Origin of the sequence: Pontibacillus chungwhensis BH030062 (assembly GCF_000770675.1) — a bacterium.
Taxonomy (GTDB): Bacteria; Bacillota; Bacilli; order Bacillales; family BH030062; genus Pontibacillus; species Pontibacillus chungwhensis.
The window spans coordinates 288,848-305,130 of record NZ_AVBG01000002.1; the positions used below are offsets into that span (position 1 = coordinate 288,848).

The 16,283-nt window shown below is 40.9% G+C and carries 10 protein-coding genes; 2 read left to right on the plus strand and 8 right to left on the minus strand.

What is annotated here, in order from left to right; genetic code table 11:
- Positions 1–27: 27 nt before the first annotated feature.
- The 6 genes from N780_RS04150 to glgB all read right to left on the minus strand — a co-directional run bounded on the left by N780_RS04150 (position 28) and on the right by glgB (position 10,119).
- The gene (locus tag N780_RS04150) at positions 28–1,941 is read right to left on the minus strand and encodes a glycoside hydrolase family 13 protein (protein WP_052114879.1); all 1,914 of its coding nucleotides are present in this window, start codon (positions 1,939–1,941) and stop codon (positions 28–30) included.
- 20 nt (positions 1,942–1,961) lie between these two features.
- Complete coding sequence (locus N780_RS04155) at positions 1,962–4,403, minus strand: glycogen/starch/alpha-glucan phosphorylase (protein ID WP_036780381.1); 2,442 nt, start codon at positions 4,401–4,403, stop codon at positions 1,962–1,964.
- Between the two features lie 24 nt (positions 4,404–4,427).
- Entirely contained in the window at positions 4,428–5,867 is a 1,440-nt protein-coding gene (gene glgA, locus N780_RS04160) for a glycogen synthase GlgA (RefSeq protein ID WP_036780387.1), read from the minus strand.
- An 80-nt stretch (positions 5,868–5,947) separates the two neighbouring features.
- The gene (gene glgD / locus N780_RS04165) at positions 5,948–7,054 is read right to left on the minus strand and encodes a glucose-1-phosphate adenylyltransferase subunit GlgD (protein WP_036780390.1); all 1,107 of its coding nucleotides are present in this window, start codon (positions 7,052–7,054) and stop codon (positions 5,948–5,950) included.
- Positions 7,055–7,069: 15 nt separating this feature from the next.
- A complete protein-coding gene (locus N780_RS04170) occupies positions 7,070–8,230 on the minus strand; it encodes a glucose-1-phosphate adenylyltransferase (RefSeq protein ID WP_036780394.1) in 1,161 nt (386 codons plus the stop codon).
- Positions 8,227–10,119, minus strand: a complete 1,893-nt coding sequence (gene glgB / locus N780_RS04175) for a 1,4-alpha-glucan branching protein GlgB (RefSeq protein ID WP_036780767.1) — start codon at positions 10,117–10,119, stop codon at positions 8,227–8,229. The genes N780_RS04170 and glgB overlap by 4 nt, the downstream gene beginning before the upstream one ends.
- Before the next feature lie 388 nt (positions 10,120–10,507).
- Between glgB and N780_RS04180 the strand changes: the two genes are divergently transcribed.
- Positions 10,508–11,569: an NAD(P)/FAD-dependent oxidoreductase gene (locus tag N780_RS04180; RefSeq protein WP_036780397.1), complete on the plus strand. Its 1,062-nt coding sequence runs from the start codon at positions 10,508–10,510 to the stop codon at positions 11,567–11,569.
- A 597-nt stretch (positions 11,570–12,166) separates the two neighbouring features.
- Here the strand turns inward: N780_RS04180 and N780_RS04190 are convergent.
- Positions 12,167–13,360, minus strand: coding sequence for a class I SAM-dependent rRNA methyltransferase (locus tag N780_RS04190; RefSeq protein ID WP_036780402.1), 1,194 nt, complete (start codon positions 13,358–13,360; stop codon positions 12,167–12,169).
- A 213-nt stretch (positions 13,361–13,573) separates the two neighbouring features.
- Positions 13,574–14,908 (minus strand): dipeptidase, encoded by a 1,335-nt coding sequence (locus N780_RS04195; protein WP_036780403.1) that lies wholly within the window; start codon positions 14,906–14,908, stop codon positions 13,574–13,576.
- Positions 14,909–15,167: 259 nt separating this feature from the next.
- On the opposite strand from N780_RS04195, the gene desA reads away from it, so the two are divergent.
- The gene (gene desA, locus N780_RS04200) at positions 15,168–16,229 is read left to right on the plus strand and encodes a Delta(5) desaturase DesA (RefSeq protein WP_036780404.1); all 1,062 of its coding nucleotides are present in this window, start codon (positions 15,168–15,170) and stop codon (positions 16,227–16,229) included.
- Positions 16,230–16,283: the final 54 nt, after the last annotated feature.

A 16,283-nucleotide genomic window follows, 5' to 3' on the forward strand; every position in this document is an offset into this window, starting at 1 on the left:
TTTGCTCTACATATAATAGGGTTTAGATTAATGCAAACGTCTCAGCAACATACATTTGCTAGATGAAAGGGTAAGTGATAATGTATTCTCTTTGGTTTTATATACAGATTTATCGATAACATCTTGCCATTTTCCCTTTTTAGCCGGTATGATGATTGATTTCTCTTCGTTTATATTGCGGTTAAAAACAAACATAATCTCCTCATCTGATGCTTCTGTACCGAATTCATCTACTCCATTCTCAATCGAGCGAACAAATGTATAGACATCCGGGTCTGGAGCATACGAAACCCAACTCCCTGTTCGAAGAGCTTGGTGTTCACGTCTAACAGATCCCATCATTTTATACCAGTTCAGAAGGTCTTGGTCTTCACGATCCCATGGATAAGACTTTCGATTATCCGGATCTTCTCCTCCAGTTAAACCCGCTTCGTCTCCATAATACAAAGAGGGGATCCCCGGAAACGTATAAAGCCATAGACTGAGTGCCTTCATCTGTTTAGAGATCATAACTTCCTTCTCACCATTTAATGGCTCAGGCAATGCTTCTTCTAGTAACGTTTTTATCCGCTCTACATCATGGCTTGAAAGCATATTCATCACAGCATAAAAATACTGTTTCGGATAATGCTCCCGCAATGTAACAAGGCGGGTATGCAGTGTACTTGCGTCCATTTCTCCACGAATAAAATCGAGCATAAGGGCTCGTAACGGGTAATTCATAACAGAGTCCAAGACGCCTCCGAGAAAATAATCTCGCCGCTTTCCATAAGCGGTTTTGTTCGATGCATCTTCCCACACTTCTCCTAAAAGAACACTATCAGGGTGATGTTTTTTGAGCTTTTGATAAATCATACGAATGAGATCGTCCGTTAACTCATCTGCTACATCTAAACGCCAATGGTTCATTCCTGATCGTTGCCATGTTCTAATGACGCTATTCTCGTCATGAACGAGAAAATGCTGATAACTCTCATCTTCTTTATTCAGTGTTGGTAACGTTCCCACACCCCACCAGGCATCATATTCATCTGGATACTGGTGAAACGTATACCACGAATAATAGGGGGATTCCTTAGATTGATAGGCTCCAACCGAATTATATTCTCCGCGCTGGTTAAAGTAGATACTGTTGCTGCCTGTATGGCTGAATACGCCATCGAGCATAATTTCAATGCCACGATCTTTCCCCTCTTTAATCAACTCTTCAAAATCTTCTCTCGTCCCTAAGAGAGGGTCAATTTTATGATAATCACCTGTATCATATCGATGATTACTTTCCGCCTCGAAGATCGGATTGAGGTAAATGACTGTTACACCCAGAGACTCTATATAGTCAAGTTTTTCAATGACCCCCTTAATGTTCCCTCCAAAGAAGTCCCACCTCACAACTTCTCTTCGCTCATTGCGAATATAGTAAGGATCATTATCCCAGTGGGCATGGATAAGGCTCGTTTTAGGTGCTTTCGTCATTTCAATATCCCCAGAGGCATGAAATCGATCTGGAAATATTTGATACATTGTAGCGTTTTTCCACCAGTCTGGTGTTTGATAGGAGGGGTCATAAACGGTGATTTGCCAAGAAGGGGGATCTTCCCCATACACCATACCTTCTCCGCTTTCTTCGGCACTTTTACGACCATAATATAAGGAGCGGTCTTCTGTTTCAATTTCAAAGAAATACCATACTAATTGAGGTTTTTCAGGCATTGTAATGGTCACTTCAAACCCACTATACTGATGTTCCTCGCTGTATAAGTCCATTTCCTTAATATGTTTTTCATTTGTTTGATCATAAATATAATGGAGACTCACTCTTGATACGTGTTGGCGGTGATGCACGTCAATACTCAACTTCACATGTGATCCATTTGGCGCTGCACCAAAAGGATCACGATAGACAGTTTCAAAACTATTATGATATATATCCAAATGCTTCACCTGGACTCCCCCCCAAAAACCTATCCATTCAGCATTTTTGCTTCACTGATCTTCCATATCTCATCTGCATAGCTCTGAATGGTATAGTCACTTGAAAACGCACCGGAATGAGCAATATTCAATAAACTCATTTCATTCCATTTTCGTTGATTCAAGTAATCATGGCTAATTTCTTCTTGAGCCGCCACATAGCTACTGAAATCTTTTAGCAAGAAGTACTCATCGTTATGTGTAATTAAAGCATGGTATAGCTCATGGAACGTAGTATCCCCTTTTGAGAACGGACTATAGTGATAGAGTTGGTCCACAACACGACGAATCCTTTTGTCGTGATTATACATCTCCTTGGCATCATAAATCCCCGTTTGATAATAGCTGAGCACTTCTTCAGAGCTTAGGCCAAAGGTATAAATGGCATCGTTCCCAACCGATTCATGAATCTCTACATTAGCCCCATCCATCGTTCCAAGTGTAAGAGCTCCATTCATCATCAGTTTCATATTCCCTGTACCCGAAGCCTCTTTGCTAGCTGTAGAGATTTGTTCACTAACGTTTGTTGCAGGTATAATCTTTTCAGCTAACGACACTGAATAATCCTCCATAAAGACAACTTTAATGGTATCTTTCGTGTCAGGGTCATGGTTCACTACTTCAGCAATGGTATTAATTAGTTTTATAACTTTTTTGGCAAAATAGTACCCAGGAGCTGCCTTCGCCCCAAAAATAAATGTCCTTGGCGTCATTTCTTTCGAAGGATTTGCTTTTAGTTCGTTATATAAATGCATAATATGAAGAGCATTCAGTAATTGACGCTTGTATCCATGAAGTCGTTTAATATGAACATCGAATATGGAGTCCGGATTTACTGTAATCCCCTGATCTTTCTCAATCCATTGGGCTAGATTGAGCTTGTTCTGCTGTTTGATTTCATGCAATTCATCTAAAAAGGCCCCATCTTCTCGGTAACCTAGTAGCTGTTTCATCCTTTTTGGTTCACGTTTCCACTCTTCTCCTAGTGTATCGGTAATAAGTTCAGCAAGAGATGGATTCGCGTGAAGCAACCACCTACGATGTGTGATCCCATTCGTTTTATTATTAAAACGTTCTGGAAATGCCTCGTAAAAAGCCTTCATCTCACGCTTCTTTAGAATATCAGTATGAAGCTTGGCGACACCATTAACACTATGGCTCCCTACTATAGATAAATGGGCCATCTTAACGGTTCCATCTGCGATAATAGCGAGTTGAGCAATACGATCGAAGTCTCCTGGGTCTTGTTCCCATAATGATTGGCAAAAACGCTCATTGATCTCCTCAATGATCATAAAGATTCTCGGTACCATTGTACGAATGACATCAACTGGCCAAGTTTCAAGGGCTTCACTTAGCGTCGTGTGATTCGTGTAAGAAATAGAGGATTGGGTAATCGACCATGCCTCTTCCCATCCTAATCCCTTAACATCCATAAGGATTCTCATTAGTTCCGGCACGATAAGAGCAGGGTGAGTATCATTAATATGCAGGGCAACTCTCTTACTGAATTCAGTCCAAGGAAGATTTAAATCTTCAAATTGGGCTATAATGCTTTGCAATCCAGCAGAAACAAGAAAGTATTCTTGCTTTAGGCGCAATTTTTTCCCATCGTCATGAGAGTCGTCTGGATAGAGGAATGATGTAATTTCTTCTAAATCCCGCTGATGACCAATAAAATTCCCGTGCGCTTGTTCAATATGAGCCTTTGTTAACAAATCTTCTTCTGATGGCTCTGCACTCCATAATCGGAGCGTATTAACTGCCTCTTCCTGATACCCTACTACAGGGACATCGTAAGGGACCGCACGAATCCTTTGGCTATTTTTATAAGTGAAATGGAGATCCCCATTTTTATCTTCATAAGACTCAATATCTCCACCAAATTGCACTTCTACTGCCGCTTCATCACGTCTCACTTCCCATATATACCCATCCTGTAACCAGTGATCCGGGAGTTCGACTTGATGTCCATCTACGAACCTTTGAGTAAACATACCATTTCGATAACGGAGTCCAACTCCATGTCCAGCCAATCCGAGAGAGGCTAATGAATCTAGAAAACAAGCTGCTAAACGACCGAGTCCACCATTTCCAAGCCCTGCATCTGCTTCAGACTCTTCTAGGATGGGCATTGTAAGACCAAGATCAACAAGCCCTTCCTCTACTACGTTTAATACTCCCATATTTAGTAAGTTATTCCCCAGTAAGCGACCCATCAAGAACTCCATAGAGAAATAATAGACTTGCTTCTCACCAGACTCTTGATAGGTTTGCTCCGTTTCCTTCCATTTCTGAAGGAGCCTTTCGCGTACCAAATGACTCAAAGCACGATATGCATCTTGTTGTGTTGCCTGATCCTTTGTTTTACCAGTTTCAGACTCTAAATTCTTAACAAAAGCCTCTTTAAACTCTTCTTTACTGCTGAACATACTGGGATCCTCCATTCTGATGCGTTAAACATATACTTTTAGCATCAATTGATATAAGTCCATATATTGCTTCGCAGAATTCTCCCAGGAATATTGGCTTTTCATGACGTTCTTAATTAAACGTTTCCACGTGGCTTGATCATGATAAATGTCAATGGCGCGACGGATGGTAAATAACATATCGTGTGCATTAAAGTTTGTGAAGCTGAACCCATTCCCTTCACCTGTACCCTCGTCGAATGGATGAACGGTGTCTACAAGACCACCTGTTTCTCTAACGATCGGTACAGTTAAGTATCGTAGAGCTAATAACTGTCCAATACCACATGGCTCGAAACGAGATGGCATCAAGAATAGGTCACTCCCGGCATATACTTGGCGGGATAACGATTCACTGAAGGTGATGTTAGCCGAAATTTTGTCTGGATACTTATGTTCAAACCATTGAAACATTTGTTCATAATATTGTTCTCCTGTTCCTAACAGAACAATTTGAACATCAACTTGTTCCAACAATTCATCTAAGATTCTTCCAATAAGATCAAAACCTTTTTGCTCGACTAGACGAGAAACAATCCCAATCATCGGGATCGTTTGATCAACCGGAAGTCCCAACTTCTCTTGAAGCCACATTTTATTTTGAGCTTTCTTTATTAATGAACTACGATACGGGAAAGCAAGCGATTCATCTTTCATAGGGTTATAGTCTTGGAGGTTAATGCCATTGACAATGCCAGTAAGTCGGTGAGAATGTTTGCGAAGTACTTCATCTAGGTTTTCCCCATAATAAGGTGTTTGAATCTCCTCGGCATAAGTTTCACTAACCGTTGTGATTGTATCTGAGAAATTTAGAGCTCCTTTCATGAAGCTAATATTCCCAAAGAACTCTACACCATCTACCGTCATTAATCGTTCATCGAGATCCATCAAGTCGTGAAGAACAGATTGAGGGAAGATACCTTGATATTTAAGATTATGGATCGTGAAAACAGTTTTCATACCTTCAAATACAGGATCTTCTTTGTAGTGAGTGTGTAAAAAGAGCGGAATCAATCCCGTTTGCCAATCATGGCAATGAAGAACTTCTGGCTTCCAATCCAGGGCGCGAACCATTTCCATAACCGCACGATTAAAGAAAACAAAACGCTCTGCTTCATCCTCATACCCATATAAGTTAGAGCGTTTGAAATAATACTCATTATCAACAAAATAAACGGGAATTCCTTCGTACTCTAAATACTCTATCCCTGCATACTGTTGACGCCATCCTAATTGAATGGTGAGCGTATCAATAAGCGTTAGCTTATCTTTCCACTCATCCTTCATCTCCTGATACTTTGGTAATACAACCCGTACGTCAGCTCCTTGGTCTTTCAACGCTTGTGGCAACGATCCTAATACGTCAGCTAGTCCACCTGATTTAATAAAGGGCGTACACTCAGATCCAATCATCAATACATTCATGCTAATCACTCCTCTTAAAATGTATAGAAAATGATAAAGGGACTGCCGGTATGGAGTTTAGGCAGCCCCGCCTTTTCCTTTTACATTGTTTTACGTTTCGCTACAACAAATGGTTTTTCAGGCGCTCCAATAAGGGTTCTACCTTCTGAGATGGTGCAATCTTTATCAAGGATGACATTTTCTAATACTGCATGATCAGCTATTTCACATCGCTGCATAATCACAGAGTTCTTAATGACAGCCCCCTTGCCTACCTTTACTCCTCTGAAGAGAATACTATCCTCCACATGCCCCTCTACTACACATCCATTAGCGACTAATGTGTTCTTCACATCAGAACCGTGCATATATTTCGAAGGTGCTTCATTCTTAACCTTTGTCAGAATAGGTGCATCATCTTTAAACAGACGATCATGCTCTTCTGATTTTAATAAATTCGTACTGTTTCGGTAATAACTCTCTAAAGAATTCACAAGAGCATGTGCGCCTTTATATTCATAGGCGTTGACATGAATAGTAGGTAATTGATCTTTAATAGCATCACGGAAGAAGTGAGAATGCCCATGAGCAATGGCCTTCTCCACTAAATCTTGTAACACTTTCTTTTTAATTAGGAACATTTCCATGTAAACATTCGGATTATAATGCTCGTTATGAATAGCCTCTACTCTGTTCCCTTCACCAATATTCAGCTTCTGAGCCAATTGATATTCAGGCATCATTTCGTCGACCTTTTTATAAATAACAGTCACATCTGCATCTGCTTCCTTATGGTCTTTTAATACCTCTTGGAAATCGATATTACAAATGTGTTGAGAGCCTGAAACGAGTATATAATCTGCAGATGTGCGACGTAAAAAATCGATATTATTATGATAATGTTGAAGGTCACCCTTTGATATATCAGTTGGATCATTCCAGTCAGGTGGCAGAATAAATAACCCCCCACGCTTACGATCGAGATCCCACGCTTTCCCTTGTTCAAGGTGATCCATTAAAGAACGGTATTTCCTTCGAGCGAATACTGCAATAGACTCAATGCGTGAATTTGTCATGTTTGATACGGTGAAATCAATCATACGATAGCGCCCACCGAAAGGAACGGCCGCTCCGCACCTGAAATAAGTTAACTCATTTAGCATATCCTGTTCATGATCCAAATTAATAATACCCGCTATTCGTTCCATACGATTTCCCCCTACTTATTGAGTCATTGCATAACTGTTCGCCATAATGCTTCCTTCTTCAGCAACAAGGGTTATTTCGCTGCCTGGAGTAGGATCACCAATCACACTGTTATCTTCAATAACGCTACCTTCAGAGATAATAGCGCGGTGAATTTGTACATTTTCACCTATCTTTACGTTTGGCATAATCACAGAATCTTTTACTACTGCTCCCTCTTCCACATGTACACCGTAAAATAAGATGGAGGTATCTACGGTTCCGTAAATTTTGCAACCTTCATTAATAAGTGCATTGCGGACACTAGACGTTGAGGCTAAGTACTGAGCGGGCTGATTTGGATTTTTTGAATAGATTCTCCACGAAGAGTTATTCAGATCCAAATCAGGCGTTTCTTTCAGTAAGTCCATATTGGCTTCCCATAAGCTATCTACCGTCCCAACATCTTTCCAATATCCTTCAAAAGTATAGGCTTTTAACTTCTTCTCATCCTGTAGTAAGGCAGGGATAATATCTTTACCAAAATCATGAGAAGATTCTGGCTTAGCATCATCCGCAGTTAAATACTCCTTTAACACTTCCCATTTAAAGATATAGACCCCCATAGAGGCTAGATTACTCATTGGATAAGCAGGCTTTTCATCAAACTCTACAATGTCACCATTCTCTTCTGTATTCATAATACCGAATCGACTTGCTTCTTCCCATGGCACTTCGATTACAGAAATAGTAGCATCTGCGTTTTGCTCTTTATGGTAATCAAGCATTAAGGAATAATCCATCGTATAAATGTGATCACCTGATAGAATTAATACATGCTCAGGGTCATATTGATGGAGGAATTTTAAATTGCGGTAAATCGCATTTGCTGTACCTGTGTACCATCCACCGCCCTCTGCTTGCATGTAAGGTGGTAAAACGGAAACCCCGCCATATTTTCGATCCAAATCCCAAGGTGATCCAATGCCAAGATAATGATTTAAAACTAATGGTTCATATTGGGTCAGGACCCCTACCGTATCAATACCTGAATTCGTACAATTACTTAAAGGAAAATCAATAATACGGTACTTCCCACCAAAAAACACAGCAGGCTTAGCCAGCTCTTTCGTTAAAGACTTTAACCTTGTTCCTTGACCACCAGCTAACAACATTGCTACACATTCTTTGTTTTTCAAGACTTGTCCTCCTCTAGTAAAGAAGTTCTTTTTAAGAAGCTTACTCCAAGCGGTGGAATGGTCATCGTAACGTGTTGTCCCTGACCTTGCCACGGTATAGAAGTCGTATGAAGTGGCATCTCATTCATCTGACCTGACCCACCAAACTGGACGGCATCACTTGTAAATATTTCTTCGTAGACACCTTCTGTTGGCACGCCTACTTTATAATCGTGATAAACAACTGGGGTGAAGTTACAGATTACGACCAACTGGTCATCTGCACGGCTATTACGAATAAAAGAGACGATACTTTGCTCATAATTATTCGGATCAACCCACTCAAAGCCCTCCTCTTTATGGTCCATCTCCCATAAAGCTGGATGGTCTTTGTAAAGTTTGTGAAGGTCACTCATGTATTGCTTAGTGGAAGCATGAGCTTCAAAATTGAGCAACTCCCAATCAAGATCCTCTAAGTCTTTCCATTCATCAAACTGACCAAATTCTGACCCCATAAACAATAGTTTCTTACCTGGATGGGCATACATATAAGCTAAGAACGCACGTAAACTAGCAAACTTCTGCCAATAGTCTCCAGGCATTTTATTGAGCAACGATTTCTTACCATGAACAACCTCATCATGAGAAATCGGCAATACAAAATTCTCAGAGAACGCATAAAACAAAGAAAACGTTATTAAGTTATGGTGGTATTTCCTATGAATTGGATCCATCTCCATGTACTTCAACATGTCATTCATCCAGCCCATATTCCATTTATAATTAAAGCCAAGCCCTCCTACATAAGTAGGGGCACTGACTAATGGCCACGAAGTAGATTCCTCCGCCATCATAAGGACATTCGGTACTTCTTCAAATATGGCTTCGTTCATCTTTTTAATAAAAGAAACGGCTTCGAGGTTTTCGCTCCCACCGTATTCATTGGGCTGCCATTCTCCATCTTCTTTACCAAAGCTAAGATAGAGCATGCTGGCTACAGCATCTACGCGAAGACCATCCAAATGATATTCTTTTAACCAATAGATCGCATTAGACATAAGAAAGCTTTGAACTTCATTGCGTCCAAAATCAAACGTAAGAGTTCCCCACTGTGACTTCTCAGCCTTCATGGGATCGCTATATTCATAGAGAGGTTCCCCGTCAAACCTGCGCAAACCATGCTGGTCTTTACAAAAGTGACCCGGAACCCAATCTAAAATAACACCAAGCCCATTCTGGTGGCATTGATCTACAAAGTATTTAAAATCATCAGGCGTTCCGTAACGGGAGGTTACCGCATAATATCCAGTTGCTTGATATCCCCATGAACGATCAAAGGGGTGTTCTGTAATTGGAAGAAGTTCGATGTGTGTGTAACCCAGTTCTTTCACATACGGAATGACCATGTCTGCGTACTCCCGATATGTATAAAAGACTTCAGGTTCAATGTTTTTCCAAGATCCAAGGTGAAGCTCGTAAATAGATATAGGTGATTCATAGAGATTGGTTTCTTTTCTTTGGTTCATCCACGATTGATCATTCCACTCGTAATGACCTAAGGGATGTAAAACAGAAGCCGTATTGGGTCTTATCTCGCTTGAGAAAGCATAGGGGTCTGCTTTCAATTGTAAATGCCCGTGAGGCGTTAAAATTTCATATTTATAAATTGTACCTTTTTGTAAATCAGGAATGAATGTAGACCACAGGCCATTTTCATTCAATTTCTCCATAGGGTGTTGTCGTCCATCCCAGTCGTTAAATGTTCCGACTACGTTTACCTTTACAGCATTCGGCGCCCAAACCGTAAACCGTACCCCATCTTGCCCATTTTGTTGTTCCATATGAGCACCAAGAAGCTGATAGGCATAACGTAGATTTCCCTGGTGAAATAAATAGATATCGTGATCCATGGTTGTCGAAGTGACCAAACTATCACTCACCCTTTTCTCTCTGTGTAAGAGGATTTTTTTATTTGTAAAACATCTTACAATCTATGCTTATTGTTATTATAGAATCCACCCAAGTCCATTACAATTAATATTTATTAAAAATTTCTGAAAGTTTTGTCGAAAAATGTTTACTTATATCGTTATATAGGGAAACGCTATCATTTCTCCTTTGAATGTACTTAAAACGAGAGATTTTGGCTCCTTCATTCTTCATCATAATAAAATATTACAGTTGCATTTCAATTTTCTGATAGTTTTTCTAGTCTTCCTTTTTTGTTTTTGATAACCTTTAAAGGGGAAAGCGTTTTCTAATAGTATAGTAGTGAATACGAATTGGTGGTGTTTCGTTATGAAAAGATTAGTCATCGTCGGCGGCGGCTACGGGGGGTTAAAGATTCTTCAAGATATGCTTGAAGGTGGGTTGCCAAAAGACGTTCATATTACAATGGTAGACCGTAATCCCTACCATTCACTTAAAACCGAATTTTACGCAATAGCTGCTGGGACGAAAGCAGATAGAGAAGTTCGCATCGATTTCCCAGAACATGATCAAGTTGATTATGTATTTGGGGAAGTTATGGAGATTAATATTCAGAATCAGCAAGTTGTCGTTCGTGAACATACAGATCCTGTTCCATACGATGATCTCGTAATCGGACTTGGGTGCGAGGACAATTACCACGGTATACAAGGTGCCTCTGAATATACGCAGAGTGTACAAACGTTCAAGAAAGCAAGGAAAGCCGGGTTTGAAGTTGGAAACCTCAATGCACATGGGAAGGTAGCTGTAGTCGGAGCAGGATTAAGTGGAATCGAGGTCGCATCTGAAATTCGTGAGAGCCGCCCTGATTTAAATATTCGACTATTGGACCGTGGGGAAACCGTTCTACGCCCTTTTGATCCAAAGATTCAAGAGTATGTAGAAGATTGGTTCAAACGAAATGATGTAGAGGTTATTCACCATGCCAATGTAGAGTATGTAGAACGTGACGGCGTATGCAATAATGGAATATGCTTTGTAAACGACGTAACCATTTGGACAGCAGGGGTAAGACCTAACAAATTGGTTCGGGATCTACCGTTCGAGAAAGACCCACAAGAGAAAATCATCATCAACGATTACTACCAAGTGCCTGAACAGCCAAATGTATATATCGTTGGAGACTGTGCTTCATCGAATTATTCTCCTAGTGGCCAATTAGCTGGTCAACAAGGAGAACACATTGCCTCCATTTTATTAGCGCTTTATAACGGAAAAGAGCCAGATAAGCCAAAAGAAATTAAATTAAAAGGATCTCTTGGTTCCTTAGGAAAATCAGACGGATTTGGGAACATGATGCAAAAGCCAGTAACAGGACTATTACCACGCCTCGCCAAATCAGGTGTGTTGTGGCTCCATAAACGACACTAAGTAAAAGACGCTTAGAGTATAAGTTACTCTAAGCGTCTTTATATTTGGCTCTATTGATGTTTACTTTTGATCTTCCATATAAGCCTGGAGATGAGTCGAAACTAAGACACCGAAGGGGAATTGGGGCGTCTGCAGTTATGGAGTGGTTGGGGTGTCTTTGGAACGACTCGCTTTCCGCGGGCGGCCCCACACGACGTGGGGTCGTTCGACGTTGTCACAAGACGTGACGGTTTTAGTCGAACTTCCTCTTTGTTTTCATTCCTCTATCGCTAACCCACCCTGCGGGGTCTCGTCGACCTCTTTCTCCCGCAAGAGTCTCCTCGTTCCAAAGCCCCCCTCTTGCTATATATTTTCCTAACGCCCCGACGCTTGAGCGTTGCATAGATACACATAGCTTGTTTCCGATACTCACCATATGGCAAGGTGGGCCTGGAAACTGCGAGACTCCCGTGGGCAGAAGAGCCTAGGTGAGACCCCGGAAGCCGGCTTTGCCGGCTGAGGAGGCTCACCAGCTAACCACAGGAAAGCGAGTGGTTTCCAGGCCCACCTTACGTTCAACTAAGCTGAGGAAACATAATATTTTAAGATGCTACAGGCTTATAGCTTCTTAATGAAGACAACTTTCAAGTAGTCTCCTGGTTTGTATTCTTTGGTCGTTGCAAAGTCTGAAGGAAGGGTGAATTGTTCTTCAATTTTGTAACGATGGCCTGTTTCTTTAAAGGCTTTCTCGATAAACCCTTTAAATTTCCCCATGCCATAGCCACTGTAGTTCGTTGATGCGACAATAACTCCATTATCTTCTGTGATCGCAATGGCTTGTTTGAGTAAGTCTTTATAATCTTTTGCAGCGCTAAAGCGATGTTTCTTCGAACGGGCAAAGCTTGGAGGATCAAGAACAACCATATCGAAGGTTAACTGTTTCTTAACCGCGTACTTGAAATATTCGAATACGTCCATAACCTTAATATCATGTGCTTCGTAATCAATTCCATTGATGCTAAACTGCTCCACCGTTTTCGGATAACTTCTATTGGCCAAGTCAACGCTTGTCGTCTTCGTAGCTCCTCCAAGCGCTGCAAATACAGAGAATGCTCCTGTATAGGAGAAAGTATTTAATACCGTTTTCCCCTCAGCATATTGATCACGAATCTTTTTACGTACATCACGCTGATCTAAAAACACACCTGTCATTGGACCTTCATTTAAATGCACAGAAAACTGAACATCATTCTCTTTTACGATCATAGGAAATTCGCCGCGCTCGCCTGTTACAAAATCGTCGTCGTCGATATATTTACCACCTGTGTTAAATCGCTTCTTCTCATAGATTCCTTTATATTCAACAAGCTGTTGTAAAGCTTTTAGAATTTGATTCTTGAAAGCAAAGATCCCTTCACTATACCAGCTCACCACGTAAAAGGCCTCGTAGTAATCAATCGTCAAGCCTCCTACGCCATCTCCTTCACCATTAAAGATACGAAAAGCTGTTGTAGAGTTATCTTTGAAAAAGCTGCTACGTTTTTGAAGGCCCACCCCAATTTTCTTTTCAAAGAACGCTTGGTCAATTGTTTCATCTTGATGTCTTGTTAGTACCCATCCGTATCCTTTATTTTGCTCTCCGTAGTAGCCTTTTCCTATAAAACGACCACGCTCATCCATTAAATGTAGAATTTGGCCTTCTTCACTAAGGATCTCAGCATTTGTCAGTGCTTCCTTTTCAATCAAAGGGAAACCTTCTTTAATCTTTTTCGCGTAGTCTTGTTTTATCTTTAATTTAATTTCTTTCTTCATCATCTCACCCAATCTGCTAGAGTTTTGTAACTGGTCTTTAGTAAACCTAGCTTAGTCAAATTATTACGCTGTTTCAGCCGTTTCATACTGATGTTTCCCAATCATATCAGAAGAATGAGCTATTGGGTACAGTCCAAATGTGTACCATATACGGAAACCTATAAAAAGGCTCTTTCTGAAATTTGCTTCAGAAAGAGCCTTTCTTTTTCTCTACTATAGTGACTTCAAGTAAGAAGTAACCGTTTCAATTCCGTTTGTGAAATTCTCTAAGTGTATGTGTTCATTCGGAGCGTGCAAGTTTTCTGATGGTAAACCAAAGCCCATCATCACAACAGGGGAACGCAGCACTCGTGAAAACACTTCTACAATCGGGATCGAACCGCCTTCTTTTGGAAATAGAGGTGCCACCCCATAAACCTTTTCATAAGCAGCGGCTGCTTTTTGAATCATAGGATTATTTGAGTCAAGTGATACGGGCTTGGCCGTTATTAACTTCTTTGTTTCAACGCTTGCTCCTACTGGTTTATGTTTATCTAAATGATTTAAGATCGCCTCGAAGACCTCTTCGGGTTCTTGTCCTCCTACAAGACGGCAACTTATCTTCGCATGCGCCTCACTTGGGACAATCGTTTTAAACCCTTCTTCATGAAAACCGCCAGCTAGACCGTTAACCTCGAGAGTTGGACGAATGCCTGTACGCTCTTGGAACGTAAACCCTTCTTCACCGTAGAAAGCTTCTAACCCTAACTCTTCCTTCGTCTTCTCTTCATCAAAAGGTATAGAAGCTACTTCTTCCCTCAATTGTGAAGTAGGATCTTGCACGCCTTTATAAAACCCTTCGACGGAAACCTTCCCACTTTCGTCATGGAGGGAGTCTAACAAATTCACGAGACTATGGATCGCATTTGGAACCCCGCCCCCGTAAACACCTGAATGTAGATCTGTGTTCGCTGTTTTCAAGTTAAGTTCCATAGCTAGCGCTCCGCGAAGCGACGTACAAATAGCAGGTTGACCTTTTTCGATAAAGGACGTATCTGAAATCAGAACAGCATCTGCCGCTAGTTTCTCCTGATTCCCTTCAATAAACGGAGGCAGGTTCGGGCTTGCCATTTCCTCTTCTCCCTCAATACAGAACTTCACATTGACCGGTAATTCGCCATTTTCTTGCATCAGCTTCTCTACAGCTTTAACGTGAATGAACAATTGTCCTTTATCATCTGTTGCTCCTCTTGCATAGAGCTTATCGTCTCGTATTGTTGGTTCGAATGCAGGCGTTTCCCAAAGTTCCTCCGGAGAAGCAGGTTGAACGTCATAATGTCCATAGATTAATACCGTAGGCTTCCCTTCTGCATGAAGCCAGTCTCCATAGACAATCGGATGCCCTTCTGTTTCGATGACCTCCAGATTCTCAATCCCTGCTTTTTGGAGAGACCCTTTTAACCACTCAGCTGCCTTTTTCACATCCTCTTTGTGCTCTGGCATGGATGAGATGCTTGGGATTTCCAGGAATTCATTAAGCTCATTTATGTATTGTTCATTATGTTTCATGATCCATCCTCCTTCAGTATATGTAGCCCCATTATAACAAGAAAACTCCAATGCCCCTAAGACTTGCCTTCTTAGTTTGAGATTGGTTGCATGATTTTAAGCATAATACAGAACATAAAATTAACTGGTTCAAAAAGGAAGACAACCCATGACAAATGTCATATATGTCACCTGACGTTTATGTCTTATAAAGTGTTTGCTGTTCATTTATGATTAGAGGAACAGTTCAATCAATAAGCTTGCTTGAAGGAGTTATCATATGGATCAAAATCAAAAAAAACAACAACAAGAATTAAAAAAGAGTGTTGCGGCTTTCGCAAAGCCTGATTCAACCGCTGGTATTAAACAACTAATTAACACATTTGTTCCATTTATCCTTGTTTGGTATCTTGCGTATCTTAGCTTGGAGATTTCTGTATGGGCAACCATTCCATTAGCCATGATTGCCGGTGGATTTGTCATACGAATCTTCATTATTTTTCACGACTGCACACACCAATCCTTCTTAAAAAACAAAAAAGCAAACCGGATTATTGGCACAATAGCCGGTATTATTACACTGTTTCCATTTGAGAAATGGAAACGCGATCACAATATCCACCATGCGACAAGTGGCAACCTCGATAAACGAGGCACGGGCGATATCTGGGTGATGACCATTGAAGAGTATAAAGAAGCCTCTTTCAAACAACGTTTTGCGTACCGTTTGTATCGTAATCCTCTCGTAATGTTTGGTTTAGGTCCACTATACTTGTTCCTAATAGCCAATCGCTTTAATCGCAAAGGCGCGAAGAAGAAAGAGCGTATGAACACGTATATTACAAACGTTGCCGTAGTCGTACTCTATTCCCTTATGATTTGGGCAATCGGCTGGCAGGCGTTCCTAATCATTAACCTTCCGATTCTTTACGTGTCAGGCGTACTTGGAATCTGGTTATTCTATGTACAGCACCAATTTGAAGATTCATACTTTGAAGAGGAAAGTGAATGGGACTTTGTAAAAGCAGCAGTTGACGGAAGCTCTTATTACAAGCTTCCTAAGGTATTACAATGGATCTCTGGGAACATCGGCTTTCATCACGTGCACCACTTAAGCCCAAGAGTCCCTAATTATAATTTAGAGAAAGCACACGATGCTACACCACCATTAGAGCATGCAACTACGATTACGCTTAAAACGAGCTTAGAATCCATTCGTTTCCGTCTGTATGATACTAAGAACAAAACGTTCGTTAGCTTCAGCGAGGCAAAATCACGCTTGAAAGAAGCAAAGGAACAATCAATGCTTGGGCAAAAGCGCCCTAGCCTCCAAGAAAAATAAGCAACCAAGATCCCTTCCACTTTGGTCGGGATCTTTTTTTCTAGAGTATATATT

Coding starts and splice junctions, on each gene's coding strand:
- glgD (WP_036780390.1), bottom strand. CDS start 7,054: ATGGAACGAATAGCGGGTATTATTAATTTGGATCATGAACAGGATATG.
- N780_RS04195 (WP_036780403.1), bottom strand. CDS start 14,908: ATGAAACATAATGAACAATACATAAATGAGCTTAATGAATTCCTGGAA.
- N780_RS04180 (WP_036780397.1), top strand. CDS start 10,508: ATGAAAAGATTAGTCATCGTCGGCGGCGGCTACGGGGGGTTAAAGATT.
- glgB (WP_036780767.1), bottom strand. CDS start 10,119: ATGGATCACGATATCTATTTATTTCACCAGGGAAATCTACGTTATGCC.
- N780_RS04155 (WP_036780381.1), bottom strand. CDS start 4,403: ATGTTCAGCAGTAAAGAAGAGTTTAAAGAGGCTTTTGTTAAGAATTTA.
- glgA (WP_036780387.1), bottom strand. CDS start 5,867: ATGAATGTATTGATGATTGGATCTGAGTGTACGCCCTTTATTAAATCA.
- N780_RS04190 (WP_036780402.1), bottom strand. CDS start 13,360: ATGAAGAAAGAAATTAAATTAAAGATAAAACAAGACTACGCGAAAAAG.
- desA (WP_036780404.1), top strand. CDS start 15,168: ATGGATCAAAATCAAAAAAAACAACAACAAGAATTAAAAAAGAGTGTT.